The 22,358-nt window shown below is 67.9% G+C and carries 19 protein-coding genes; 9 read left to right on the forward strand and 10 right to left on the reverse strand.

What is annotated here, in order from left to right:
- Both ABD927_RS23860 and ABD927_RS23865 read right to left on the reverse strand, forming a co-directional pair.
- On the reverse strand, positions 1-306 hold a 306-nt coding region (locus ABD927_RS23860), incomplete at its 3' end, for a biotin/lipoyl-containing protein (protein WP_345252391.1).
- An 84-nt stretch (positions 307-390) separates the two neighbouring features.
- Positions 391-3,258, reverse strand: a complete 2,868-nt coding sequence (locus ABD927_RS23865; protein ID WP_345252392.1) for a 2-oxoglutarate dehydrogenase E1 component — start codon at positions 3,256-3,258, stop codon at positions 391-393.
- 349 nt (positions 3,259-3,607) lie between these two features.
- On the opposite strand from ABD927_RS23865, the gene ABD927_RS23870 reads away from it, so the two are divergent.
- Positions 3,608-4,582: a tripartite tricarboxylate transporter substrate binding protein gene (locus ABD927_RS23870; protein WP_345252393.1), complete on the forward strand. Its 975-nt coding sequence runs from the start codon at positions 3,608-3,610 to the stop codon at positions 4,580-4,582.
- Between the two features lie 2 nt (positions 4,583-4,584).
- Entirely contained in the window at positions 4,585-5,721 is a 1,137-nt protein-coding gene (locus tag ABD927_RS23875) for a mandelate racemase/muconate lactonizing enzyme family protein (protein ID WP_345252394.1), read from the forward strand.
- 101 nt (positions 5,722-5,822) lie between these two features.
- Here ABD927_RS23875 and gltA read toward each other — a convergent pair whose 3' ends face one another.
- The 7 genes from gltA to ABD927_RS23910 form a co-directional block, all read right to left on the reverse strand.
- Entirely contained in the window at positions 5,823-7,133 is a 1,311-nt protein-coding gene (gene gltA, locus ABD927_RS23880) for a citrate synthase (protein ID WP_345252395.1), read from the reverse strand.
- Positions 7,134-7,181: 48 nt separating this feature from the next.
- Positions 7,182-7,445, reverse strand: a complete 264-nt coding sequence (locus ABD927_RS23885) for an FAD assembly factor SdhE (RefSeq protein WP_345252396.1) — start codon at positions 7,443-7,445, stop codon at positions 7,182-7,184.
- 3 nt (positions 7,446-7,448) lie between these two features.
- Complete coding sequence (locus ABD927_RS23890) at positions 7,449-8,165, reverse strand: succinate dehydrogenase iron-sulfur subunit (protein WP_345252397.1); 717 nt, start codon at positions 8,163-8,165, stop codon at positions 7,449-7,451.
- Between the two features lie 89 nt (positions 8,166-8,254).
- On the reverse strand, positions 8,255-10,033 hold the full coding sequence (gene sdhA / locus ABD927_RS23895) for a succinate dehydrogenase flavoprotein subunit (RefSeq protein ID WP_345252398.1): 1,779 nt from the start codon (positions 10,031-10,033) through the stop codon (positions 8,255-8,257).
- 3 nt (positions 10,034-10,036) lie between these two features.
- Positions 10,037-10,420 carry a succinate dehydrogenase, hydrophobic membrane anchor protein gene (gene sdhD, locus ABD927_RS23900; RefSeq protein ID WP_345252399.1) on the reverse strand — a complete coding sequence of 128 codons (384 nt, stop codon included), beginning with the start codon at positions 10,418-10,420 and terminating at the stop codon, positions 10,037-10,039.
- Positions 10,420-10,833 carry a succinate dehydrogenase, cytochrome b556 subunit gene (gene sdhC / locus ABD927_RS23905; RefSeq protein WP_345252400.1) on the reverse strand — a complete coding sequence of 138 codons (414 nt, stop codon included), beginning with the start codon at positions 10,831-10,833 and terminating at the stop codon, positions 10,420-10,422. Before sdhC ends, sdhD begins: the two co-directional genes overlap by 1 nt.
- Before the next feature lie 216 nt (positions 10,834-11,049).
- Positions 11,050-11,847 carry a GntR family transcriptional regulator gene (locus ABD927_RS23910; RefSeq protein WP_345252401.1) on the reverse strand — a complete coding sequence of 266 codons (798 nt, stop codon included), beginning with the start codon at positions 11,845-11,847 and terminating at the stop codon, positions 11,050-11,052.
- A gap of 178 nt (positions 11,848-12,025) precedes the next feature.
- Between ABD927_RS23910 and ABD927_RS23915 the strand changes: the two genes are divergently transcribed.
- The 6 genes from ABD927_RS23915 (at position 12,026) to ABD927_RS23940 (ending at position 20,334) form a co-directional block, all read left to right on the forward strand.
- Complete coding sequence (locus ABD927_RS23915) at positions 12,026-13,012, forward strand: malate dehydrogenase (RefSeq protein ID WP_345252402.1); 987 nt, start codon at positions 12,026-12,028, stop codon at positions 13,010-13,012.
- A 16-nt stretch (positions 13,013-13,028) separates the two neighbouring features.
- Entirely contained in the window at positions 13,029-14,024 is a 996-nt protein-coding gene (locus ABD927_RS23920; RefSeq protein ID WP_345252403.1) for an HpcH/HpaI aldolase/citrate lyase family protein, read from the forward strand.
- A 22-nt stretch (positions 14,025-14,046) separates the two neighbouring features.
- The gene (acnA, locus tag ABD927_RS23925) at positions 14,047-16,749 is read left to right on the forward strand and encodes an aconitate hydratase AcnA (RefSeq protein WP_345252404.1); all 2,703 of its coding nucleotides are present in this window, start codon (positions 14,047-14,049) and stop codon (positions 16,747-16,749) included.
- Between the two features lie 20 nt (positions 16,750-16,769).
- Positions 16,770-17,966, forward strand: coding sequence for a CaiB/BaiF CoA transferase family protein (locus tag ABD927_RS23930; RefSeq protein WP_345252405.1), 1,197 nt, complete (start codon positions 16,770-16,772; stop codon positions 17,964-17,966).
- Positions 17,963-19,021 (forward strand): hydroxymethylglutaryl-CoA lyase, encoded by a 1,059-nt coding sequence (locus tag ABD927_RS23935; RefSeq protein ID WP_345252406.1) that lies wholly within the window; start codon positions 17,963-17,965, stop codon positions 19,019-19,021. The genes ABD927_RS23930 and ABD927_RS23935 overlap by 4 nt, the downstream gene beginning before the upstream one ends.
- A 122-nt stretch (positions 19,022-19,143) precedes the next feature.
- A complete protein-coding gene (locus ABD927_RS23940; protein ID WP_345252407.1) occupies positions 19,144-20,334 on the forward strand; it encodes a DUF2863 family protein in 1,191 nt (396 codons plus the stop codon).
- A gap of 81 nt (positions 20,335-20,415) precedes the next feature.
- Here the strand turns inward: ABD927_RS23940 and ABD927_RS23945 are convergent, their stop codons facing one another.
- Positions 20,416-21,417 (reverse strand): bile acid:sodium symporter family protein, encoded by a 1,002-nt coding sequence (locus tag ABD927_RS23945; RefSeq protein ID WP_345252408.1) that lies wholly within the window; start codon positions 21,415-21,417, stop codon positions 20,416-20,418.
- Positions 21,418-21,636: 219 nt separating this feature from the next.
- Between ABD927_RS23945 and ABD927_RS23950 the strand changes: the two genes are divergently transcribed.
- Entirely contained in the window at positions 21,637-22,302 is a 666-nt protein-coding gene (locus tag ABD927_RS23950; protein WP_345252409.1) for a glutathione S-transferase N-terminal domain-containing protein, read from the forward strand.
- Positions 22,303-22,358: the final 56 nt, after the last annotated feature.

The raw sequence follows: 22,358 nt of genomic DNA on the forward strand, positions 1-22,358 counted from the left end.
CGGCGCGGCAGCCGGGGCCGGCGCCGCGGCGGCGGCCGGCGCGGGGGGCGCCGCCGCGGCGGTGGCGGCGGTGTCGATCTTGGCGATGACTTCGCCGGCGGCCACGGTGCTGCCGTCGGCCTTGACGATTTCGGCCAGCACGCCGGCCGACGGCGCCGGCACTTCCAGCACGACCTTGTCGGTCTCGATTTCGATCAGGATTTCGTCCACCGCGACCGCTTCGCCGGGCTTCTTCTTCCAGGTGAGCAGCGTCGCTTCGGACACGGATTCGGATAGTTGGGGAACGACAACGTCGATGACGGCCATTTGATTGGATTCCAGTTCAATGTTCTTCGGGATCGGCGCCGTGCGCCGGAAGGCCACCGGGCCCGCGGCCCGGCAGCTGCATGATTACTTCGTCAGCACGATGCCCTTGAGGCGGCCGAAGGCCTGGTCGAGCAGCGCCTTGAGCTGCTCGATATGCTTGGCGTAGTAGCCGACGGCGGGCGAGGCCGAGGCCGGGCGGCCGGCATAGGCCAGCTTCTGGCCGGGCAGCATGTTTTCGTACAGGCGCTGCTGGACGTAGGTCCACGGGCCCTGGTTCTGAGGCTCGTCCTGGCACCAGATGACTTCGGTGGCGTTCGGGTACTTCTTCAGCTCGGCCGCCAGCGCCTTGTGCGAGAAGGGGTACAGCTGCTCGATCCGCGCGATGGCGACGTCGGAGGCGCCACGCTCGCGGCGGGCGTTGACCAGGTCGTAGTACACCTTGCCCGAGCACAGCACCACGCGCTTGACCTTGGCGCCCTCGATGCCGTCGTCGACTTCGCCGATCAGCGTCTGGAACGCGCCCTTGCTGAAGTCGGACAGCGGCGAGCTGGCGTCCTTGTTGCGCAACAGCGACTTGGGCGTGAAGATCACCAGCGGCTTGCGGAACTGGCGGATCATCTGGCGGCGCAGCAGGTGGAAGATCTGCGCCGCGTTGGTGGGCTGCACCACCTGCATATTGGTGTCGGCGCACAGCTGCAGGAAGCGCTCGATGCGGGCCGACGAATGCTCGGGGCCCTGCCCTTCGTAGCCGTGCGGCAGCATCAGCACCAGGCCCGACTGGCGGCCCCACTTGGCCTCGCCCGAGCTGATGAACTGGTCGATCACCACCTGGGCGCCGTTGGCGAAGTCGCCGAACTGGGCTTCCCAGATCACCAGCGAATTCGGCTCGGCGCTGGAGTAGCCGTACTCGAAGCCGAGCACCGCCTCTTCCGACAGGATGGAGTCGATCACGCGGAACGGCGCCTGCGCCTCGGACACGTTCTGCAGCGGCACGTAGACGCCCGAATCCCAGCGCTCGCGCTTCTGGTCGTGCAGCACGGCGTGGCGGTGCGAGAAGGTGCCGCGGCCCGAATCCTGGCCGGTCAGGCGCACCGGGTAGCCGGCGGCCACCAGGCTGGCGAAGGCCAGGTGCTCGCCCATGCCCCAGTCGAGGTTGAGCTCGCCGCGCGCCATCAGGCGGCGGTCGGCCAGCACTTTTTCCACGATCGGGTGCAGCTTGAATTCTTCCGGGATGGTGGTGATGCGCTCGCCCAGCCGCTTGAGTTCGGCCGCCGGCATCGCGGTATCGGCCGAATCGGTCCACTTGCGGCCCAGGAAGGGCGACCAGTCGACGGCGAACTTGTTCTTGTAGTCGGTCAGTACCGGATCGACCGTGTGGCGGCCTTCGTCCATCGCCGCACGGTACTGCCTGACCATCTCGTCGCCTTCGTTGGGGCCGATCACGCCCTGCGTGGTCAGCTTGTCGGCGTACAGCTTGCGCGTGCCCGGATGCTGGCCGATGCGCTTGTACATCAGCGGCTGCGTCAGCGCCGGGGTGTCCTGCTCGTTGTGGCCGAGCTTGCGGAAGCAGACGATGTCGACCACGATGTCTTTCTTGAATTCGGCGCGGAAGTCCATCGCCAGCTGGGTGGCGAACACCACGGCTTCCGGGTCGTCGCCGTTCACGTGCAGCACCGGCGCCTCGATCATCTTGACGACATCGGTACAGTACAGCGTGGAGCGCGCGTCGCGCGGGTCCGACGTGGTGAAGCCGATCTGGTTGTTGATCACCAGGTGCACCGTGCCGCCCGTGCCGTAGCCGCGGGTCTGCGCCAGGTTCAGCGTTTCCATCACCACGCCCTGGCCGATGAAGGCGGCGTCGCCGTGCACCAGCACCGGCAGCACCTGCGAGCCGCCGTCGGGGCCGCGGCGCTCCTGGCGGGCGCGGGCGCTGCCCTCGACCACCGGGTTGGCGATTTCCAGGTGCGAGGGGTTGAACGCCAGCGACAGGTGCATCGGCCCGCCGCGGGTGGTCACGTCGCTGGAAAAGCCCTTGTGGTACTTGACGTCGCCGGCGGCGAGGTCGTCGCTGTACTTGCCTTCGAATTCGGCGAACAGGTCTTTCGGCATCTTGCCGAGGGTGTTGACCAGCACGTTCAGGCGGCCGCGGTGGGCCATGCCGATCACGGTTTCCTGGATGCCGCGCTCGCCGGCGCGCTGCACCAGCTCGTCCATCGAGGCGATGAAGCTTTCGCCGCCTTCCAGCGAGAAGCGCTTCTGGCCCACGTACTTGGTGTGCAGGTAGCGCTCCAGGCCTTCGGCCGCGGTCAGCCGGCCCAGGATGTGCTTTTTCTGCTCGGCCGTGAAGTTGGGCGTGGCCTGGGTGCTTTCCAGGCGCTGCTGCAGCCAGCGCTTGATCACCGGGTCGGTGATGTGCATGAACTCGACGCCGATGGTGCGGCAGTAGGTGTCGCGCAGCGCCTTCACGATCTGGCGCAGCGTCATGTGCTCGGCCGTCGTGAAGTAGGTGTTGGTGGCCGAATAGACCTGGTCCATGTCGGCCTCGGTCAGCCCGTAGAAGCTCGGTTCGAGCTCGGGGATGGCCGGGCGCTCCTGGCGCTGCAGCGGATCCAGGTCGGCCCAGCGGCAGCCGAGGAAGCGGTAGGCGGCGATGATCGACTGGACGTGCACCTGCTTGGTGGCCACCGCCAGGTCGCTATCGCTGGTGCGCGACAGGAAGGCGTTGGCGCGGGCGCGCTGGGCGAAGGATTCGACCACCGGCGCATGGGCCTGGTCGCGGGTCGATTCCTGGCCGTCGACGGCGGGCGTGTGCTGCAGCTGGTCGAAATAGCTGCGCCAGTTGTCGGGCACGGAGCCCGGGTTGTCGAGGTAGGCCTCGTAGAGTTCTTCTACGTAGGGCGCGTTGCCCCCGAACAGATAGGACGAAGTGGTTTCTTCTTGCAGGCTGGACATGATGTGCGCTTCACCTTGGCGGGTGTTTCACCCGTTGGATGCAGGTCTTACCTTCCGCGACACGGCTTGGCCGGTTAGCGGATAGCGAGTGGGGCAGAAGGTGGCTGGGGGGACTACCTTGCGGCGTTTCCGGGAAATCTTTAAACCTGTTAAGCATAGCACTTGGCGCTTTCCCCTGCTTGAATCCGCGAACAGCAATGCTTTCGTCAGCCACACGTCCGGATCATTTCCGTTGATACCCACCATCATTAACTATTAATTTATCTGCATACCCCCTCATCGCTAGACTGTGGGCGCTCGCCGCGCCCGTCCGGACGGCGCCAGACCAAAACACACAGAGGGGATCTCCATGAACGTCGCCTACCGCCTTGCCGCCGGCGCCCTGGCCGCGGCAGCGGCGCTGCCGGCCGCCGCCCAGGACGCGGCCGCCTACCCGCAAAAAGCCATCCGCATCATCGTGCCGCGCCCGCCATCGGGCTTCAACGACACGCTGGCCCGGCTGCTGGCGGCCAAGCTGCAGGCGCGCTGGCAGCAGCCCGTGGTGGTCGACAACCGACCCGGCGCCGCCACCCTCATCGGCACCGAGGCCGCCGCCAAGGCCCCCGCCGACGGCTACACGCTGCTGGTGGTGGCCTTCCAGTTCGTCGTCAACGCCAGCCTCTACAAGAACCTGCCCTACGACACGCTGAAGGATTTCGCGCCCGTGGTCCTGGCCGGCGAAACCGCCAACCTGCTGGTGGTCAGCGCCAAGAGCCCGATCAAGAGCGTGGCCCAGCTGATCGAGGAGGCGAAAAAGCACCCCGGCAAGCTGAACTACGCATCGGCCGGCAACGGCTCGTCCAACCACATGTCGATGGAACTGCTGAAGAACCTGGCCGGCGTGGACCTGGTCCAGATCCCCTACAAGGGCAGCGGCCCGATGGTGACCGACCTGCTGGGCGGCCAGGTGGACGTCATGTTCGACAACGCGCCCAACGTGCTGCCGCACATCCGCAACGGCAAGATGCGCGCGCTGGCCTCGACCGGCACCCGCCGCTCCAAACTCGTGCCCGACGTGCCCACCATGGCCGAAGCCGGCCTGCCCGGCTACGAGGTATCGGTGTTCTATGGCCTGGTGGCGCCGGCCGGAACGCCCGCCCCCATCGTCGACAAGCTCAACGCCACGATCAACGAGATCCTGGCCCAGCCCGACGTCGGACAAACCTTCACGGCCCAGGGCGTGGAGCCGATCGGCGGCAGCGCGCAAGACTTCGCGCGCCACCTCGACACGCAGGTCGCCAAGTGGGCCAAGGTAGTCGCGCAGGCCGGCATCAAGCCAGATTGACCATGCCCGACGCCATCGCAATCACCGCCGTCCGCGCCCACGCGCTGCGGGTGCCGCTGCAGTTCGACCACGCCGGCGTGCGCCGCAAGACGAGCATGTCGTGCTGCCTGGTCGAGATCGACACCGACGCCGGACTCCAGGGCCACGGGCTGGCCGGCATCACGCAGGAACGGGTGGCCGCCTACGCGCTGAACGAGATCATCGGCCCCGCCCTGCTGGGCCGCAATCCGCTGGAGCACGAGGCGATCTGGGAAGACCTGTACTGGGAGCTGACCTCGCGCGGCCAGGGCGGCTGGGCGGTCAACGCGATATCGGCCGTCGACGTCGCCCTGTGGGACCTGAAGGGCAAGGCCGCCGGCCAGCCCGTCTGGCGCCTGCTAGGCGCCGCGCGCCCGCAGGTGCCGGTGTACCTGACCTTCGGCTTCCCCTTCCTCGATACCGAGGCGCTGACCGCCGTGGCGCGCCATTTCCGGCAATCGGGCTTCGACCACCTCAAGATGGTGGTCGGCGACGGCGCGCTGCGCAACCGCCGCCGGCAGCCGGACCTGAAAGCGGCCGTGATGCAGGATGTCGCGCGCGTGCAGGCCGTGCGCGCCGCCGTGGGCGGGGCCGCCCAACTGTACATCGATGCCAACTGCAACCTCGACTACGCGGCCGCCGAAACGCTGGCCCTGGCCGTGGCCGACTGCCACATCGGCTATTTCGAGGAGCCCGTCACGCAGAACGACGTGCCCCTGATGCGCAAGCTGCGCGACCGCACCGGCATTGCCGTGGCGTCCGGCCAGTGCGAAACCGTGATCCACCGCTTCCGCGACATGCTGGCCGCGCAGGCGGTGGATTACGTGCAGCCCAACGTGGTGATCGGCGGCGGCTTCACCCAGGCCGCCCGCGTCGCCGGCCTGGCCGCCGGCTTCAACGTGCCCGTCACCAACGGCGGCGGCTATCCCATCCACAACATGCATCTGCACGCCGGCCTGGCCAACGGCGGCATGGTCGAATGGCACCTGCCCATCGCCGAGATGATGCGGGTGCTGTTCGAGGGATTCCCGGTGCCGCAGCGGGGCATGCTGGCGCTGCCCGAGGCGCCCGGGCTGGGGTTCTCGGTCAACCGCGACGCGGTGGCCGCCCATCGGATCTGAGCGGCGCAAGGCCCCCGCCCTGCCCCAAAAAAGAACCCCGCCGGGCCTTCGCCTGGCGGGGTTGCGCAGCGCGGCCGGCCCGCGGCGGGCCGGCAAGGCAATCAACGCTTGTCGAGATCCTTGACCTCGCGCTCGTCGGCGCCGGTGTACAGCTGGCGCGGACGGCCGATCTTGTAGTCGGGATCGGCGATCATTTCGTCCCACTGGGCGATCCAGCCCACGGTGCGGGCCAGCGCGAAGATCGCGGTGAACATCGAGGTCGGCACGCCGATGGCGCGCTGCACGATGCCCGAGTAGAAGTCGACGTTCGGGTACAGCTTGCGCTGCACGAAGTAATCGTCTTCCAGCGCGACCTTTTCCAGCGCCATCGCCAGCTTGAACAGGGGATCGTCTTCCAGGCCCAGCGCCTGCAGCACTTCGCGGCACGTTTCCTGCATCAGCTTGGCGCGCGGGTCGTAGCTCTTGTAGACGCGGTGGCCGAAGCCCATCAGGCGCACGCCCGAGTTCTTGTCCTTGACCTTCTGGACGAAGTCGCCCAGCTTGTCGACGCCGCCCTGGGCCAGCAGCTCTTCCAGCATCTGCAGCGCGGCCTCGTTGGCGCCGCCGTGGGCCGGGCCCCACAGGCACGCCACGCCGGCGGCGATCGCCGCGAACGGGTTGGTGCCCGACGAACCGCACAGGCGCACGGTCGAGGTGGAAGCGTTCTGCTCGTGGTCGGCGTGCAGGATGAAGATGCGGTCGAGCGCGCGCTCCACCACTTCATTGACCTTGTAGTCTTCGCACGGCGTGGCGAACATCATCTGCAGGAAGCTGCCGGTGTACGACAGGTCGTTGCGCGGATAGATGAACGGCTGGCCGACGTTGTACTTGTAGGCCATGGCCACCAGCGTGGGCATCTTGGCGATCAGGCGGATGGCCGAGATCTCGCGGTGCTTGGGATTGGTGATGTCGAGCGAGTCGTGGTAGAAGGCCGACAGCGCGCCCACCAGGCCGGTCAGCACGGCCATCGGGTGGGCGTCGCGGCGAAAGCCCCGCAGGAAGAACTGGAGCTGCTCGTGCACCATCGTGTGATGGGTGACGAGGTGGTTGAAGTCGGCCTTTTCCTTGGCGTTGGGCAGGTCGCCGTTCAGGATCAGGTGGCACACTTCCAGGAAGTCGCACTTGACCGCCAGTTGTTCGATCGGATAGCCGCGATAGAGCAGCTGCGACTTGTCGCCGTCGATGTAGGTGATGCTGGACGAGCACGCGGCGGTCGACAGGAAACCCGGGTCGAGCGTGAACATCCCCGTCTGCGCGTAGAGCTTGCGAATGTCGATGACATCCGGGCCCACCGTTCCGTGGTAGACCGGAAACTCTGCACCCGGACTTCCGTCGGAGAAAGTCAGCGTCGCTTTTTTGTCGGATAGTTTCATCGAATTTACCTCTGCTCTATCGATTACTTGTTCAAGGGAAGCAGCCGTTCAAACCGCGCGCAGCCGCTCTAGCAAATCCTGCATGGCCGGCGTGTCGAGTTCCGCCGGCGGCGCCTTGCGGCCCAGCAGGCAGTCCATCAGTTCGTTGTCGGTCAGCTCGAGAAGACGGGTCAGCTCGGCCACGTCGGCATCGCTGAGTCGTGATTCATACGCGTCAAGGAAACGCGTCAGGATCAGGTCGTTCTCGAGCAGACCGCGCCGCGCACGCCAGCGCAGGCGCGTTCGATCATGCAGGTTGAATTCTGGCGCCACAGACTACACCGCGCGCCGGACCATCAGCTCGCGGATCTTGCCGATCGCCTTGGTCGGGTTCAGACCCTTCGGACAGACGTCGACGCAGTTCATGATGGTATGGCAGCGGAACAGACGATATGGATCCTCGAGGTTGTCCAAACGTTCCCCGGTCGCCTCGTCGCGGCTGTCGGCGATGAAGCGGTAGGCCTGCAGCAGGCCGGCCGGGCCGACGAACTTGTCGGGATTCCACCAGAACGACGGGCACGAGGTGGAGCAGCACGCGCACAGGATGCACTCGTACAGGCCGTCGAGTTCTTCGCGCGCCTCGGGCGACTGCAGGCGCTCTTTTTCCGGCGGCGGCGCGCCATTGATCAGGTAGGGCTTGATCGAATGGTACTGGTTGAAGAAGTGCGTCATGTCGACGATCAGGTCGCGGATGACGGGCAGGCCGGGCAGCGGCTTGAGCACGATGGGCTGCTTCAGGTCGCGCAGGTTGGTGGTGCACGACAGGCCGTTCTTGCCGTTGATGTTCATGGCGTCGGAACCGCACACGCCCTCGCGGCACGACCGGCGGAACGACAGGCTGTCGTCGACGTCGTTCTTGATGCGCGTCAGCGCGTCGAGCAGCATCTTGTCGTTCGGCTGGAGTTCGACTTCCAGCTTCTGCATGTACGGCCGGGCGTCCTTGTCCGGGTCGTAGCGGTAGATTTCGAACTTCACAATGCGCTTGGCACTCATTGAATACTCCTGCTTGATGCAGTGCCGGCGGCGGATCGGCCGCCGGGAATGAACCGTTTACATGGCGCGGGCAGCGGCCCGCGCCGCCATCAGAATGTGCGCGCCTTGGGCGGGAAGCTTTCGACCGTCAGCGGCTTGAGGTTGACCGGCTTGTACGCCAGGCGGTTGCCCTCGGAATACCACAGCGTGTGGCGCAGCCAGTCGACGTCGTTGCGTTCCGGGTGGTCGCTGTGCGCGTGCGCGCCGCGGCTTTCCGTGCGGGCCGCGGCCGACACGATGGTGGCCTTGGCGACCTCGATCAGGTTTTCCAGCTCGAGCGCCTCGACCCGCGCGGTGTTGAACACCTTGGAGCGGTCCTGCAGCGCCACGCCCTTGACCCGCTCGGCCAGCGCGTCGATCTGCTGCACGCCTTCGTCGAGCAGGGTCTGGGTGCGGAACACGCCGCAGTGGCGCTGCATCGAGTTGCGGATGTCGTTGGCCACGTGCTGCACGCGCTCGCCCTGGGTGCGGCTTTCGAGCGTGGCCACGCGGCCCAGCGTCAGGTCGGTGGCGTCGGCCGGCAGTTCCTTGTGCGAACGCTTCTTCAGCTCGGTGCCGACGATGTGGTTGCCGGCCGCGCGGCCGAACACCACCAGGTCGAGCAGCGAGTTGGTGCCCAGGCGGTTGGCGCCGTGCACCGACACGCAGGCGCACTCGCCGATCGCGTACAGGCCGCCCACCACGCTGTTGGGGTTGTCGCCCTTGGGCGCGACCACCTGGCCGTGGAAGTTGGTGGGGATGCCGCCCATCTGGTAGTGGATGGTGGGCACCACCGGGATCGGTTCCTTGATCGGGTCGACGTTGGCGAACTTGATCGCGATCTCGCGGATCGACGGCAGGCGCTTGTTGATCGTGTCGGCGCCGAGGTGGTCGAGCTTGAGCAGCACGTAGTCGCCGTGCGGGCCGGCGCCCCGCCCTTCCTTGATTTCCTGGTCCATCGAGCGCGACACGAAGTCGCGCGGGGCCAGGTCTTTCAGGGTGGGCGCGTAGCGCTCCATGAAGCGCTCGCCGTCCTTGTTGAGCAGGATGCCGCCCTCGCCGCGCACGCCTTCGGTGATCAGCACGCCGGCGCCGGCCACGCCGGTCGGGTGGAATTGCCAGAATTCCATGTCTTCCAGCGGCAGGCCGGCGCGCGCCGCCATGCCCAGGCCGTCGCCGGTGTTGATGAAGGCGTTGGTGGAGGCGGCCCAGATGCGGCCGGCGCCGCCGGTGGCCAGCACCGTGGTCTTGGCCTCGAACACGTAGATCTCGCCGGTTTCCATTTCCAGCGCGGTCACGCCGACCACGTCGCCTTCCGAATCGCGGATCAGGTCGAGCGCCATCCATTCGACGAAGAACTGGGTGCGGGCGGCGACGTTGCGCTGGTACAGCGTGTGCAGCAGCGCGTGGCCGGTGCGGTCGGCCGCGGCACAGGCGCGCTGCACGGGCTTTTCGCCGAAGTTGGCGGTGTGGCCGCCGAACGGGCGCTGGTAGATGGTGCCGTTGGCGTTGCGGTCGAACGGCATGCCGAAGTGTTCGAGCTCATAGACCGCGTTGGTGGCTTCGCGGCACATGAATTCGATGGCGTCCTGGTCGCCCAGCCAGTCTGACCCCTTGACGGTGTCGTACATGTGCCAGAACCAGTTGTCTTCGCTCATGTTGCCGAGCGAGGCGCCGATGCCGCCCTGCGCCGCCACGGTGTGCGAACGGGTCGGGAATACCTTGGAGAACACCGCCACGCTCAGGCCGGCCTGGGCCAGCTGCAGCGAACAGCGCATGCCGGATCCGCCGGCTCCCACCACCACGACATCGAACTGGCGGCGCGGAAGAGATGTTTTGACAGCGACCACGACTCAGACTCTCCAAAGAATTTGCGCGGCGTACACGATCGAGCCGAGCAGCCACAGAACCGTCAGCACCTGCAGCGCGATGCGCAGCCCGGCAGGCTTGACGTAGTCCATCCAGATATCGCGCACGCCGATCCAGGCATGGTAGGCGAGCGAGATGAACGCCAGCATGGCCAGCAGCTTGCCTAGCGGGAAGCCGAGGACCTCGAAATTGAACAGGTGCACCCAGTTCTCGTAGGTGAACTCGGGCGTGAGCAGCGCGCCGATGCCGAGCACCACCGTATAGACGGCCATCACGATGGCGGTGACGCGCTGGAGCAGCCAGTCGCGGGCGCCATAATGCGCGCCCACCACCAGGCGCTTGCTACCGATGTTTTGCGAGGCGGACATCAGAACACTCCGAACAATTTGAGACCGAACACCAGGGTGAGCGCGAGGCTGACCACGAACACGATGCCAGCGCTGCGTTGCGCTTTCGCTTTCTCGATGCCGACGTGGATGTCGAGCAGCAGAAAGCGGATGCCCGCACAGAAATGATGCAGGTAGGCCCAGATCAGGCCGAGCAGGACGATCTTGACCAGCGGGTGCGAGACGATGTCGCGGAAATCGGCGAAGCCGATTTCTGAGATCAGGCTGCGTTCGAACAGCGGCAGCAGCACCAGCGGCAGCGCCAGGAACAGCGCGAAGCCGCTCACGCGGTGCAGGATCGACAGCTTGCCGGGCAGCGGCAGGCGGTAACTGGCGATCTGCGAGATCTGTATATTGCGGAACTGTGGGCGGGGCTTTGCTGCAGAGTCGGGCATCACGACCTCGGGTAAGTAGGCAAGACAATGGAAGCGCCGCCGCGCCGGCACGCCGGGGCCGGCGGCAATCCGGAACGCGAGCCGCGGCCAGGCCGGCGGGCGCATCGCACTGACGCGCCCGCCGGCCTGGCACGGCTCGAAGAAGGTAGAAATAGAAAAATCGCGCTATTTTCGCGCATTCGACGCCGTCGTATCAAATCGTGTCCCCAAACGGCGTCAATTGAGGCTGTTCCGGTAATGGTGACGGGTCGTCAGGCACAGGCCGCGGCGCATTTCGACCGGCCGGTCGCCATAGGTGAACGCCACCCGGTCCACCTGCAGCAGCGGGGTGCCGGGCGCCACGCCCAGCCAGGCGGCGTCCTGCTCGGAGGCGGCCACGGCGCGGATCTTTTCGTCGGCGCGGATCATCCGCACGCCGAACTCCGACTCGAACAGGCCGTACATCGGCCCCTTGTAGCCGGCCAGCCGCTCGGCGGTCAGGCCGCGGAACAGCGCGCCGGGCAGCCAGAGCTCTTCCACCACCGCCGGCACGCCGGTGAACGACAGGATGCGGCGGATCTGCACGACGGCGTCGCCCGGGCGCAGTTCGAGCACCCGGGCGACCTCGGAAGGCGCCCGCAGGCGGCGGCATTCCAGGAAGTGGCTGTCGGACTGCACCGGATCGCCTTCGTCGGGCGCCAGGCGCATGAAGCGAAAGCGCACCCCTTCTTCGTGATGGGTGGCGACGAAGGTGCCCTTGCCTTGCCGGCGCAGCAGGATGTTGTCGGCCGCCAGTTCGTCGATGGCCTTGCGCACCGTGCCCTGGCTGACCTTGAAGCGCGAGGCGAGCTCGAGCTCGCTCGGGATCGCCTCCCCCGGCTTCCATTCGCCGCGATCCAGGCTCTGCAGGATCAGCCCCTTGATCTGCCGGTACAAAGGGCTGAACGCGGCCCGGTGCGCGGCCTCGCCGGCGGGTGCGGCGGGCGGCGCGCCGGCCTCGGTCGGCGCAGGCGGCGAAGGGGGGGGATTCGACATGGCCCGGATTGTGTCACAGCGCCGCCCGCAGTGTCCAACGGCACGGGCCATTCTTATGTTTTATATAAAACATAAGATAACCTTCGCCCCTGCCGATGGCCGCTACCGGGCGTCACGCCGCGGAGTTACACTGCGCGTCGCGTCCTTTATTCAACATCCCCCGCTTTCGGAGACCCAAATGACCAAGCCCGCACTGCGCGTTGCCGTTACCGGTGCCGCCGGCCAGATCGGCTATGCCCTGCTGTTCCGCATCGCCGCCGGCGAAATGCTCGGCAAAGACCAGCCGGTCATCCTGCAACTGCTCGAAATTCCCGACGAGAAGGCGCAGAAGGCGCTCAACGGCGTCATCATGGAGCTCGACGACTGCGCCTTCCCGCTGCTGCAGGGCGTGACCGCCCACAGCGACCCGCGCACCGCGTTCAAGGACGCCGACGTCGCCCTGCTGGTGGGCGCGCGGCCGCGCGGCCCGGGCATGGAACGCAAGGACCTGCTGACCGTCAACGCGCAGATCTTCACCGCCCAGGGCAAGGCGCTCAACGACGTGGCCAGCCGCAACGTCAAGGTGCTGGTGGTGGGCAACCCGGCCAACACCAACGCCTACATCGCGATGAAATCCGCGCCCGACCTGCCCTCGCGCAACTTCACCGCCATGCTGCGCCTGGACCACAACCGCGCGCTCACCCAGCTGGCCGCCAAGGCCGGCGTGGCCGTCAGCGAGATCGAAAAGCTGATCGTCTGGGGCAACCACTCGCCCACGATGTACCCCGATTTCCGCTTCGCCACGCTGGCCGGCAAGCCGGCGCTGTCGGTGGTCAACGACGACGACTGGAACCGCAACGTGTTCATCCCCACCGTGGGCAAGCGCGGCGCCGCCATCATCGACGCCCGCGGCCTGTCGTCGGCGGCCTCGGCGGCCAACGCGGCGATCGACCACGTGCGCGACTGGATCCTCGGCAGCAACGGCAAGTGGGTGACGATGGGCGTGCCGTCCGACGGCTCCTACGGCATCCCGGAAGGCGTGATCTACGGCGTGCCGGTCATCACCAAGAACGGCGAATACGCGGTCGTCAAGGATCTGGAAATCGACGCCTTCTCGCGCGAGCGGATGGATTTCACGCTGAAGGAACTGCTCGAAGAGCGCGACGGCGTCAAGCACTTGCTGTAATCCCGGGGGCGGCCCCATGAAGCATCCGTCCCAGGTGCTGCACGACGCCGGCCGGCAGCCCGCCGTGCTGCCGGTCTGCGACCACTACGCCGGCTCCGAAAAGCTGATGCGCAAGAGCCTGGCGCTGCAGGCCCAGGCCGGACCGGTGTTCGACGTCACGCTGGACTGCGAAGACGGGGCCGCCGTCGGCCGCGAGGCCGAGCACGTGCAGATGGCGGCCGGCCTGGCCGCCGGTCCCGAAAACCGCCACGGGCGGGTCGGCATCCGCGTGCACGACGTGCACCACCCCGCCTTCGTTCCCGACCTGGAGGCCGCGCTCGGCATCGCCGGCGAACGCCTGGCCTTCGTCATGATCCCCAAGGTGAATTCGGCCGCCGACGCCGCCAGCGCGGCCGACGCCGTCGAGCGCATCGGCGCGCAGGCCGGCCTGTCGCGCCGCGTGCCGGTGCACGTTCTGATCGAAAGCCACGGCGGGCTGCGCGAAGTGTTCCGCATCGCCGCCCATCCTGCCATCGAGAGCCTGTCGTTCGGGCTGATGGATTTCGTCTCGGCCCACCACGGCGCGATCCCGGCGCACGCGCTGACGGCCGCCGGCCAGTTCGAGCATCCGCTGGTGGCGCGCGCCAAGCTGGAAATCTCGGCCGCCTGCCACGCCTACGGCAAGGTGCCGTCGCACAACGTGGTCACCGAACTGGACGATCCGGCCGCGCTGGCCGGCGCTGCGCGGCGCGCCTACCGCGAGTTCGGCTACACCCGCATGTGGAGCATCCACCCGTCGCAGATCGATCCGATCGTCGCCGCCCTGTCGCCCGCCGAGGCCGATGTGCGCGACGCGGAACGCATCCTGCTGGCAGCTGCCGCAGCCGACTGGGGGCCGATCCGCGATCAGGACGCCGCCGGCGGCCGGCTGCACGACCGCGCCAGCTTCCGCTATTACTGGAACGTATTGCGCCGCGCGCACGCGGCCGGCGTCACGCTGTCGCCCGCCGCGCAGGCGCAGTTCTTCTCCTAGCTTTCCTTCCACGGAGCCAAGCATGCCGCACAACACCTTCAACACGTTGAAAGAGTTCAAGATCGGCGCGAAAACCGGCCGATACTATTCCCTGCCCGCGCTCGGCAAGGCGCTGGGCGTGAAAGTCGAACGGCTGCCGGTGTCGCTGCGCATCGTGCTGGAATCCGTGCTGCGCAACTGCGACGGCAAAAAGGTAACGGAAGAACACATCCGGCAACTGGCCCACTGGCAGCCCACCGCCAAGCGCGAAGAAGAAATTCCGTTCGTGGTGGCGCGCGTGGTGCTGCAGGACTTCACCGGCGTGCCGCTGCTGGCCGACCTGGCCGCCATGCGCAGCGTGGCCGCGCGGCTGGGCAAGTCGCCCAAGGCGATCGAGCCGCTGGTGCCGGTCGACCTGGTGGTCGACCATTCCGTGATGGTCGACGAATACGGCACCCCCAACGCGCTCGACCTGAACATGCGGCTGGAATTCAAGCGCAACCAGGAGCGCTACCAGTTCCTGAAATGGGGCATGCAGGCCTTCGATACCTTCGGCGTGGTGCCGCCGGGCTTCGGCATCGTGCACCAGGTCAACCTGGAATACCTGGCCCGCGGCGTGTACCAGCGCGACGGCGTCTACTACCCCGATTCGCTGGTCGGCACCGACAGCCACACCACCATGATCAACGGCATCGGCGTGGTCGGCTGGGGCGTGGGCGGCATCGAGGCCGAGGCCGCGATGCTGGGCCAGCCGGTCTACATGCTGACGCCCGACGTGGTCGGCGTCGAACTCAAGGGCCAGCTGCGCGAAGGCGTGACCGCCACCGACCTGGTGCTGGCCATCACCGAGATGCTGCGCCGCGAAAAGGTGGTGGGCAAGTTCGTGGAGTTCTGTGGACCGGGCACGGCCAGCCTGAGCGTGACCGACCGTGCCACCATCGGCAACATGGCGCCCGAATACGGCGCCACCATGGGCTTTTTCCCGGTAGACCAGCGCACCATCGACTACTTCACCGGCACCGGCCGCACCGACGAGGAAATCGCCGCGCTGGAAGCCTACTACCGCGCGCAGAAGATGTTCGGCATCCCCGAGGCCAAGGACATCGACTTCAGCACCCTGCTCACGCTCGACCTGGGCACCGTGACGCCCTCGCTGGCCGGCCCCAAGCGGCCGCAGGACCGCATCGAGATCGGCAACGTCAAGCACACCTTCATCGATCTGTTCAGCAAGCCCGCTAGCGAGAACGGCTTCTCGCAGCCGGCCGGACGGATCGACGAGGTCTTCACCACCGACAACGGCATCCCGGTGCAGAACGGCGACATCCTGATCGCCGCGATCACCTCCTGCACCAACACCTCGAACCCGAGCGTGATGCTGGCCGCCGGCCTGCTGGCCAAGAAGGCGGTCGAAGCCGGGCTCAAGGTGCGCAAGCACATCAAGACCTCGCTGGCGCCCGGATCGCGCGTGGTCACGCACTATCTGCAGCAGACCGGCCTCTTGCCCTACCTGGACCAGCTCGGCTTCAGCCTGGCGGCCTACGGCTGCACCACCTGCATCGGCAACGCCGGCGACCTGGCGCCCGAGCTGAACGAGGTCATCTACAAGAACAACCTGGTGTGCGCGGCGGTGCTGTCGGGCAACCGGAATTTCGAAGCCCGCATCCATCCCAACCTGAAGGCCAACTTCCTGGCCTCGCCGCCGCTGGTGGTGGCCTATGCCATCGCCGGCACGATGAAGCGCGACCTGATGACCGAGCCGGTGGGCCGCGGCACGCACGGCGACGTCTACCTGGGCGACATCTGGCCGTCGGCGGCCGAAGTACAGGAAGCAATGAAGGCTGCGCTCGATCCGCAGGCCTACCGCTCCAACTACGCGCAGGTCAAGACCAATCCGGGCGCGCTGTGGGAAAAGATCAAGGGCACCACCGGCCAGGTGTACGACTGGCCGCTGTCGACCTACATCGCCGAGCCGCCCTTCTTCTCCGACTTCCAGCCCGAGCCGCCGGCCGCCAACCCGACGGTACGCGGCGCGCGCGCGCTGGGCATCTTCGGCGATTCGATCACCACCGACCACATCTCGCCGGCCGGTTCGATCAAGGATACCTCGCCGGCCGGGCGCTACCTGATCGAGCACGGCGTTCCCAAGAGCGACTTCAACAGCTACGGTTCGCGCCGCGGCAACCACGAGATCATGATGCGCGGCACCTTCGCCAACGTGCGCATCAAGAACCTGATGCTGCCGGTCAATCCCGACGGCTCGCGGGTGGAGGGCGGGGTCACGCTGTTCCAGCCGGGCGGCAAGCAGATGTCGATCTACGACGCGGCCATGCAGTACATCGCCGAGGGCACGCCCACGGTGGTGTTCGGCGGCGAGGAATACGGCACCGGCTCGTCGCGCGACTGGGCCGCCAAGGGCACGCTGCTCTTGGGCGTGAAAGCCGTGATCGCGCGCAGCTTCGAGCGCATCCACCGCAGCAACCTGGTCGGCATGGGCGTGCTGCCGCTGCAGTTCAAAGGCAACGACAGCGCCCAGTCGCTCGGCATCACCGGCACCGAGACTTACGACATCACCGGCCTGGAAAACGGCATCCGGCCGCAGCAGGACGTGACGCTGACGATCCACTTCGCCGACGGCACGACCAAGGAAGTTCCGCTGCTGCTGCGCATCGACACGCCGATCGAGGTCGACTACTACAACCACGGCGGCATCCTGCCCTTCGTGCTGCGCCAGCTGATCGAGGCTTGACGACCGCCCAGCGAGACGACATGCCCCGCCAGATACTGGAAGGAATCCGGGTCCTCGAACTCGGCCAGCTGATCGCCGGCCCGTTCGCGGCCAAGACGCTGGCCGATTTCGGCGCCCAGGTCATCAAGGTCGAACCGCCCGGACAGGGCGACCCGCTGCGCAAATGGCGTCTGCTGCACGAGGGCACCTCGGTCTGGTGGGAAGCCCAGTCGCGCAGCAAGGAATCGGTCTGCATCGACCTGCGCCAGCCCGACGGCCAGGACCTGGTGCGCCGGCTGGCGCAACAGGCCGACGTGCTGGTCGAGAACTTCCGCCCCGGCACCATGGAGAATTGGGGCCTGTCGTGGGAGGCGCTGCACGAACTGAACCCGCGCCTGATCATGCTGCGCGTGTCGGGCTACGGCCAGACCGGCCCGCGCCGCGACGAACCGGGCTTCGCCGCCATCGGCGAGGCCATGGCCGGGCTGCGTTACCTGACCGGCGAGCCGGGCCGGCCGCCGGTGCGGGCCGGCCTGTCGCTGGGCGACACCATCGCCGGCCTGCACGGCGCGCTGGGCGTGCTGCTGGCGCTGTACGAGCGCGACGCGCGCGGCGGCCAGGGCCAGGTGATCGACACGGCGCTGTACGAAAGCGTGTTCAACCTGAGCGAAAGCCTGCTGCCCGAATATTCCGTGTTCGGAGCCGTGCGCGAGCCGGCCGGCGGCGCGCTGCCCGGCATCGCGCCGTCGAACGTTTACCGCTGCGGCGACGGCGAATACATCCTGATCGCCGCCAACGGCGACGGCATCTTCACCCGGCTGATGCGCCGCATGGGCCGCGATGACCTGGCCGACGATCCCGGCCTGGCCCGCAACGACGGCCGCGCCGCGCGCGCCGCCGAGCTGGACGAGGCCATCGGCGCCTGGACCGGCCGGCTCGACAGCGCCGCCGTGCTCGACATCCTGCGCGAGACCGACGTGCCGGCCGGCCGCATCTACACCGCGCGCGACATCGCCACCGACCCGCACTATCGCGCGCGCGACATGATCGCCCGCGTGACGGCGGCCAGCGGCATCGAGGTCGACATGCCCGGCATCGTGCCGCGCCTGTCGGACCACCCCGGCGCCATCCGCCGCCGGGCGCCCACGCTGGGCGAGCATACCGACGAGGTGCTGCGCGGCATGGGGCTGGACGATGGCCAGATCGCCGAGCTGCGGCGGCGAGGAGTGGTGGCATGAACGAACCAGGCGCATCGCGGAACCCGCCGCCGGACATCCACGCCGCGGGCGGGCCGATTCCCGGCCGGCAGGCCGGCACCGCGCCGCAGGCGCCCGTGGCCACCGGCGTGCCGCGCGGCAGCGCCGCGATCGAGATCAACGACGTCGCCCCGCGCGACGGCCTGCAGATCGAGCCGGTATTCGTGCCGACCGATGCCAAAGTGGCGCTGGTCGACGCGCTGTCGGCCTGCGGCTTCGCGCGGATCGAGGTCACCAGCTTCACCTCGGCCAAGGCCATCCCGGCGCTGGCCGACGCCGAGGCCGTGATGCAGCGCATCGCGCGCCGCCCCGGCACGATCTACACCTGCCTGGTGCCGAACCTGCGCGGCATGGAACGCGCGCTGGCCAGCCGCGCCGACGAACTGAACCTCGTCATGTCGGCCAGCGAAACGCACAACCGCGCCAACCTGCGCATGACGCGCGAGCAATCGGCCGCCCAGCTGGACGCCATGCTGCGCGCGGCGCAAGAGGCCGGCGTGCCGTGCACCGTGTCGCTGTCGACCTCGTTCGGCTGCCCGTTCGAGGGCGAGGTGGCAGCGGCCGAGGTGCTGCGCCTGGCGCGCCGCTTCGCCGACAGCGGCGCGGCCGGCATCACGCTGTGCGACACCACCGGCATGGCCTACCCGACCCAGGTGGCCGACCTGTGCGAACGGACGGCGCGCGCGCTGCCCGCCGTGCCCCTTACCGTACACCTGCACGACACGCGCGGCATGGCGCTGGCCAACGCGCTGGCCGCTTGGCAGAGCGGCATCGCCCGCTTCGACGCGTCCGCCGGCGGCCTGGGCGGCTGCCCGTTCGCGCCGGGCGCCAGCGGCAACGTCAACACCGAAGACCTGGTCCACATGTTCGACTGCATGGGCGTGGACACCGGCGTTGCGCTGGAGCCGCTGCTGGCCATCATAGCCACCCTGCCCGAACTGGTGCAGCGCCCCCTCTCCAGCCGGCTGCTGGCCGCCGGGCCGCGGCTGCGCACGCATCCGGCGCCGGCCTGGCTGGCAGGCCATTTCGGAGACTGAAGCAGGGCGCCCGGCCGCCCGGCCGCCGCGCGTAACAGGGCGAAACGGGCAGCAGACCGGCGGCGGGCGCTACACTACCGGGTTCCACCCCGCATTCAATCTCCGCGTTTCCACAAGAATCCATGGCCCGACTCCGCAGCAGCAAATCCTCTTCCCGCCTTCCCCGCGAAGCCGAACGCCTGGTCGCCCTGTCGCTGGCGCTCAACGGTTCCGGCAGCCGCGTCGAAGACCGCTACTGGGAGCGCGAACTGGGCAACGCGCTCGGCCGGCTGCTGCGCGGCGGCCACGACACCTCGATCGACGCCGCGCTGGAAGCGCTGTTCCAGAGCAATACCGGCGCCTACGAGATCCTGGTGGAACACGCCGAAACACTGTCCGAATCGATGGTGCTGGAGAAAGACGGCCAGCGCTACGACGTGCTGCTGATCGTGGCGCCGGTCGTGGCCTGGACCCGCTACCAGATTCCGAGCGGGCCGATCCGCCCCGACGTGCTGGAGGCGCTGCGCAACCAGTTGCACGGCCACGTCCTGGCGGCCGACGCGCAACTGGCGCTGGCCCCGAAGCTGTACAGCGTGGACCAGATGCCGCGTTCGTTCAGCGGCACCCAGCAGTGGCTGCACAAGCTGGGCGCGCAGGCGCTGGGCCTGCCCGCCGTGCGCGGCCCCGCGCTCGACGGCGAGGTGGCCGAGCTGTTGGCCGATACCCGCTACCTGGTGGGCGCGGTGGCCGTGGCCGAAGGCGCGGCCGTGTTCCGCTGGCAGGAGTCGCCGGGCAGCGTGCGCGCCGACCGCGACGGCTGCCTGCGGCAATGGACTGCGCAGGCCGAGCCGCTGTTCGCCGAGCTGCTGCCCGGCTGCGGCTTCGAATGCCTGCTGCCCGACGCCTATTACGTCAACAACCGCGAGGCCGACCGCCGCGTGCGGCCGCTGTCGCTGCGTGCCGGCGTGAGCTGGATCGCCAGCGCCGTCGGCATCGGCCCCGACCAGCTGCGCGCGGTGATCGCCGGCTGCGGCGAAACCGAGATCGAGGAATACCGCATCGGCTTCACGCCGCGCAACCGCAACGACGTCATCTATGGCTGCGTGTGGCCGCTGTTCGGCCGCGACGGCGATGCCGACGGCCAGCCCGTGCAGGAAGAAATCGCCGACCTGCTGCGCGAGCTGGGCGTGACGGAGATCCGCCGCCTGCCCGACCTGCTGCCGCTGGACTTTTGCGAAGACTGCGGCGCGCCGCTGTTCCCCAATCCGCTGGGAGAACTGGTGCACGCCGAACCGCCGGAAGAAACGGTCGACGCGCCAGCGCATTTCCACTAGCCCCCTACGCGCTTCGCGCGTCCCTCCAGGGGAGCGGCACTGGCTGACCGGCAGAGCCGGATCCGCTGTGCCCTGGATAGGTCAGCGCGGTGCGGGCTGCGCGGCTCTTACCGCTGGCGTGTCGGTCCGCGCAGCGTAGCGCCGCGCCAGCACGGCGCACACCATCAGCTGCATCTGGTGGAACAGCATCATCGGCAGCACGATGGCCCCTACCGCATGGCTGGCCAGCAACACCTTGGCCAGCGGAATGCCCGAGGCCAGGCTCTTCTTGGAGCCGCAGAACACGATGGTGATCTCGTCTTCCTTCGAAAAGCCGAGCAGGCGGCTGGTGACCGTGGTCAGCGTCAGCGCGACCCCCAGCACTACCGCGCAGCAGGCCAGCAGCCCGGCCAGCGTGGTGATCGACACCTGTGACCACAGCCCGCCCACCACCGCCTCGCTGAAGGCGGTGTAGACCACCAGCAGGATCGAGCCCTGGTCGACGTACTTCAGCATGCTGCGATGGCGCGTCACCCAGGCGCCTATCCAGCGCCGCGCCACCTGGCCCAGCACGAAGGGCAGCAGCAGCTGTTCCATGATGCGGCCGATGGCGTCGAACGACATGCCGGCATCGCCGTTGGTGGTCATGATGAGCTTGACCAGCACCGGCGTCAGGAAGATGCCCAGCAGGCTGGAGGCCGACGCGCTGCAGATCGCCGCCGGCACGTTGCCGCGCGCGATCGAGGTGAGCGCGATGGCCGATTGCACGGTGGCCGGCAGCGCGCACAGGAACAGAATGCCCAGGTACAGCTCAGGCGTGACCATCGGCGCCAGCACCGGCCGCAGGGCCAGGCCGATCAGCGGAAACACGCCGAAAGTGAACAGGAAGATCAGCAGATGCAGCCGCCAGTGGGTGGCGCCGGCCACGATGGCCTCGCGCGACAGCTTGGCGCCGTGCAGGAAGAACAGCAGCCCGATGGCGATGTCGGTGATCCAGCCGAAAGCGACGGCGGCGGAGCCCGAACACGGAAGCAGGCTGGCGAGCGTGACGGTGCACACCAGGCTCAGCGTGAAATTGTCGGGAATGAATGAAGGACGAGTCATGAAACGAACCTGCGGCCGGCGATAAGACAATCCGACATTATCGCCCGGCCGGCGGCCGGGACCAAACGCGGCCCGCCGCCGCGGGGGGCCGGCGACCCGGGGCGCCCCCCGGGCTGGCAGCCCGCAAACCCGAAAATCCCTGCGGAAAGGCCGCTTTTTGCCTCCGGCGCGGCGGCGATACCGGATAATCCCAGCCGGATCAGTCCAACGGAGTTGTGCATGCCTACCCAAGACACCCAGCCCGCCGCCCCGATCGAGCTCCATTCGTGGGCGACGCCCAACGGCCAGAAGGTGCACATCATGCTCGAGGAATGCCGCCTGCCGTACCGGGTGGTGCCCGTCAACATCGGCATGGGCGACCAGTTCAAGGAGGAGTTCCTCGAAATCAGCCCGAACAACAAGATCCCCGCCATCGTCGACCCCGACGGCCCCGACGGCAGGCCGATCTCGCTATTCGAGTCGGGCGCCATCCTGGTCTACCTGGCCGGCAAGACAGGCAAATTCCTGGGCCGCAGCGACCGCGAGCGCTACGCCACGCTGCAGTGGCTGATGTTCCAGGTGGGCGGGATCGGGCCGATGTTCGGCCAGGCAGGCCACTTCCGCAGGTACGCGCCCGAACGGATCGAATACGCGATCAACCGCTACACCAACGAGGCGCGCCGCCTGTACGGCGTGATGGACAAACAGCTCGGCAAGCACGCCTTCCTGGCCGGCCGCAACTACAGCATCGCCGACATCGCCTCCTGGCCATGGACGCGGCCCCACGCCAGCCAGGGGGTGGACCTGGGCGAATTCCCGAACGTCAAGCGCTGGTTCGACGAGATCCAGGCGCGGCCGGCGGTGCAGCGCGGGATCGAGGTATTGGCCGATCAGCGCGGGTATTGAGGTCCCCCCCTACGCGCTTCGCGCGCCCCCCAGGGGGCGATGCGGGCGGACCGGCG

Source organism: Pigmentiphaga soli (assembly GCF_039541095.1).
GTDB classification, from domain to species: Bacteria; Pseudomonadota; Gammaproteobacteria; order Burkholderiales; family Burkholderiaceae_B; genus Pigmentiphaga; species Pigmentiphaga soli.

What these genes read in the sequence shown, in the direction of transcription:
- ABD927_RS23915 (WP_345252402.1), top strand. Translation starts at nt 12,026, where the DNA reads ATGACCAAGCCCGCACTGCGCGTTGCCGTTACCGGTGCCGCCGGCCAG.
- ABD927_RS23950 (WP_345252409.1), top strand. Translation starts at nt 21,637, where the DNA reads ATGCCTACCCAAGACACCCAGCCCGCCGCCCCGATCGAGCTCCATTCG.
- ABD927_RS23875 (WP_345252394.1), top strand. Translation starts at nt 4,585, where the DNA reads ATGCCCGACGCCATCGCAATCACCGCCGTCCGCGCCCACGCGCTGCGG.
- ABD927_RS23945 (WP_345252408.1), bottom strand. Translation starts at nt 21,417, where the DNA reads ATGACTCGTCCTTCATTCATTCCCGACAATTTCACGCTGAGCCTGGTG.
- ABD927_RS23890 (WP_345252397.1), bottom strand. Translation starts at nt 8,165, where the DNA reads ATGAGTGCCAAGCGCATTGTGAAGTTCGAAATCTACCGCTACGACCCG.
- ABD927_RS23865 (WP_345252392.1), bottom strand. Translation starts at nt 3,258, where the DNA reads ATGTCCAGCCTGCAAGAAGAAACCACTTCGTCCTATCTGTTCGGGGGC.
- ABD927_RS23940 (WP_345252407.1), top strand. Translation starts at nt 19,144, where the DNA reads ATGGCCCGACTCCGCAGCAGCAAATCCTCTTCCCGCCTTCCCCGCGAA.
- ABD927_RS23930 (WP_345252405.1), top strand. Translation starts at nt 16,770, where the DNA reads ATGCCCCGCCAGATACTGGAAGGAATCCGGGTCCTCGAACTCGGCCAG.
- acnA (WP_345252404.1), top strand. Translation starts at nt 14,047, where the DNA reads ATGCCGCACAACACCTTCAACACGTTGAAAGAGTTCAAGATCGGCGCG.
- gltA (WP_345252395.1), bottom strand. Translation starts at nt 7,133, where the DNA reads ATGAAACTATCCGACAAAAAAGCGACGCTGACTTTCTCCGACGGAAGT.
- sdhC (WP_345252400.1), bottom strand. Translation starts at nt 10,833, where the DNA reads ATGCCCGACTCTGCAGCAAAGCCCCGCCCACAGTTCCGCAATATACAG.
- sdhD (WP_345252399.1), bottom strand. Translation starts at nt 10,420, where the DNA reads ATGTCCGCCTCGCAAAACATCGGTAGCAAGCGCCTGGTGGTGGGCGCG.
- ABD927_RS23935 (WP_345252406.1), top strand. Translation starts at nt 17,963, where the DNA reads ATGAACGAACCAGGCGCATCGCGGAACCCGCCGCCGGACATCCACGCC.
- ABD927_RS23910 (WP_345252401.1), bottom strand. Translation starts at nt 11,847, where the DNA reads ATGTCGAATCCCCCCCCTTCGCCGCCTGCGCCGACCGAGGCCGGCGCG.
- ABD927_RS23870 (WP_345252393.1), top strand. Translation starts at nt 3,608, where the DNA reads ATGAACGTCGCCTACCGCCTTGCCGCCGGCGCCCTGGCCGCGGCAGCG.
- ABD927_RS23920 (WP_345252403.1), top strand. Translation starts at nt 13,029, where the DNA reads ATGAAGCATCCGTCCCAGGTGCTGCACGACGCCGGCCGGCAGCCCGCC.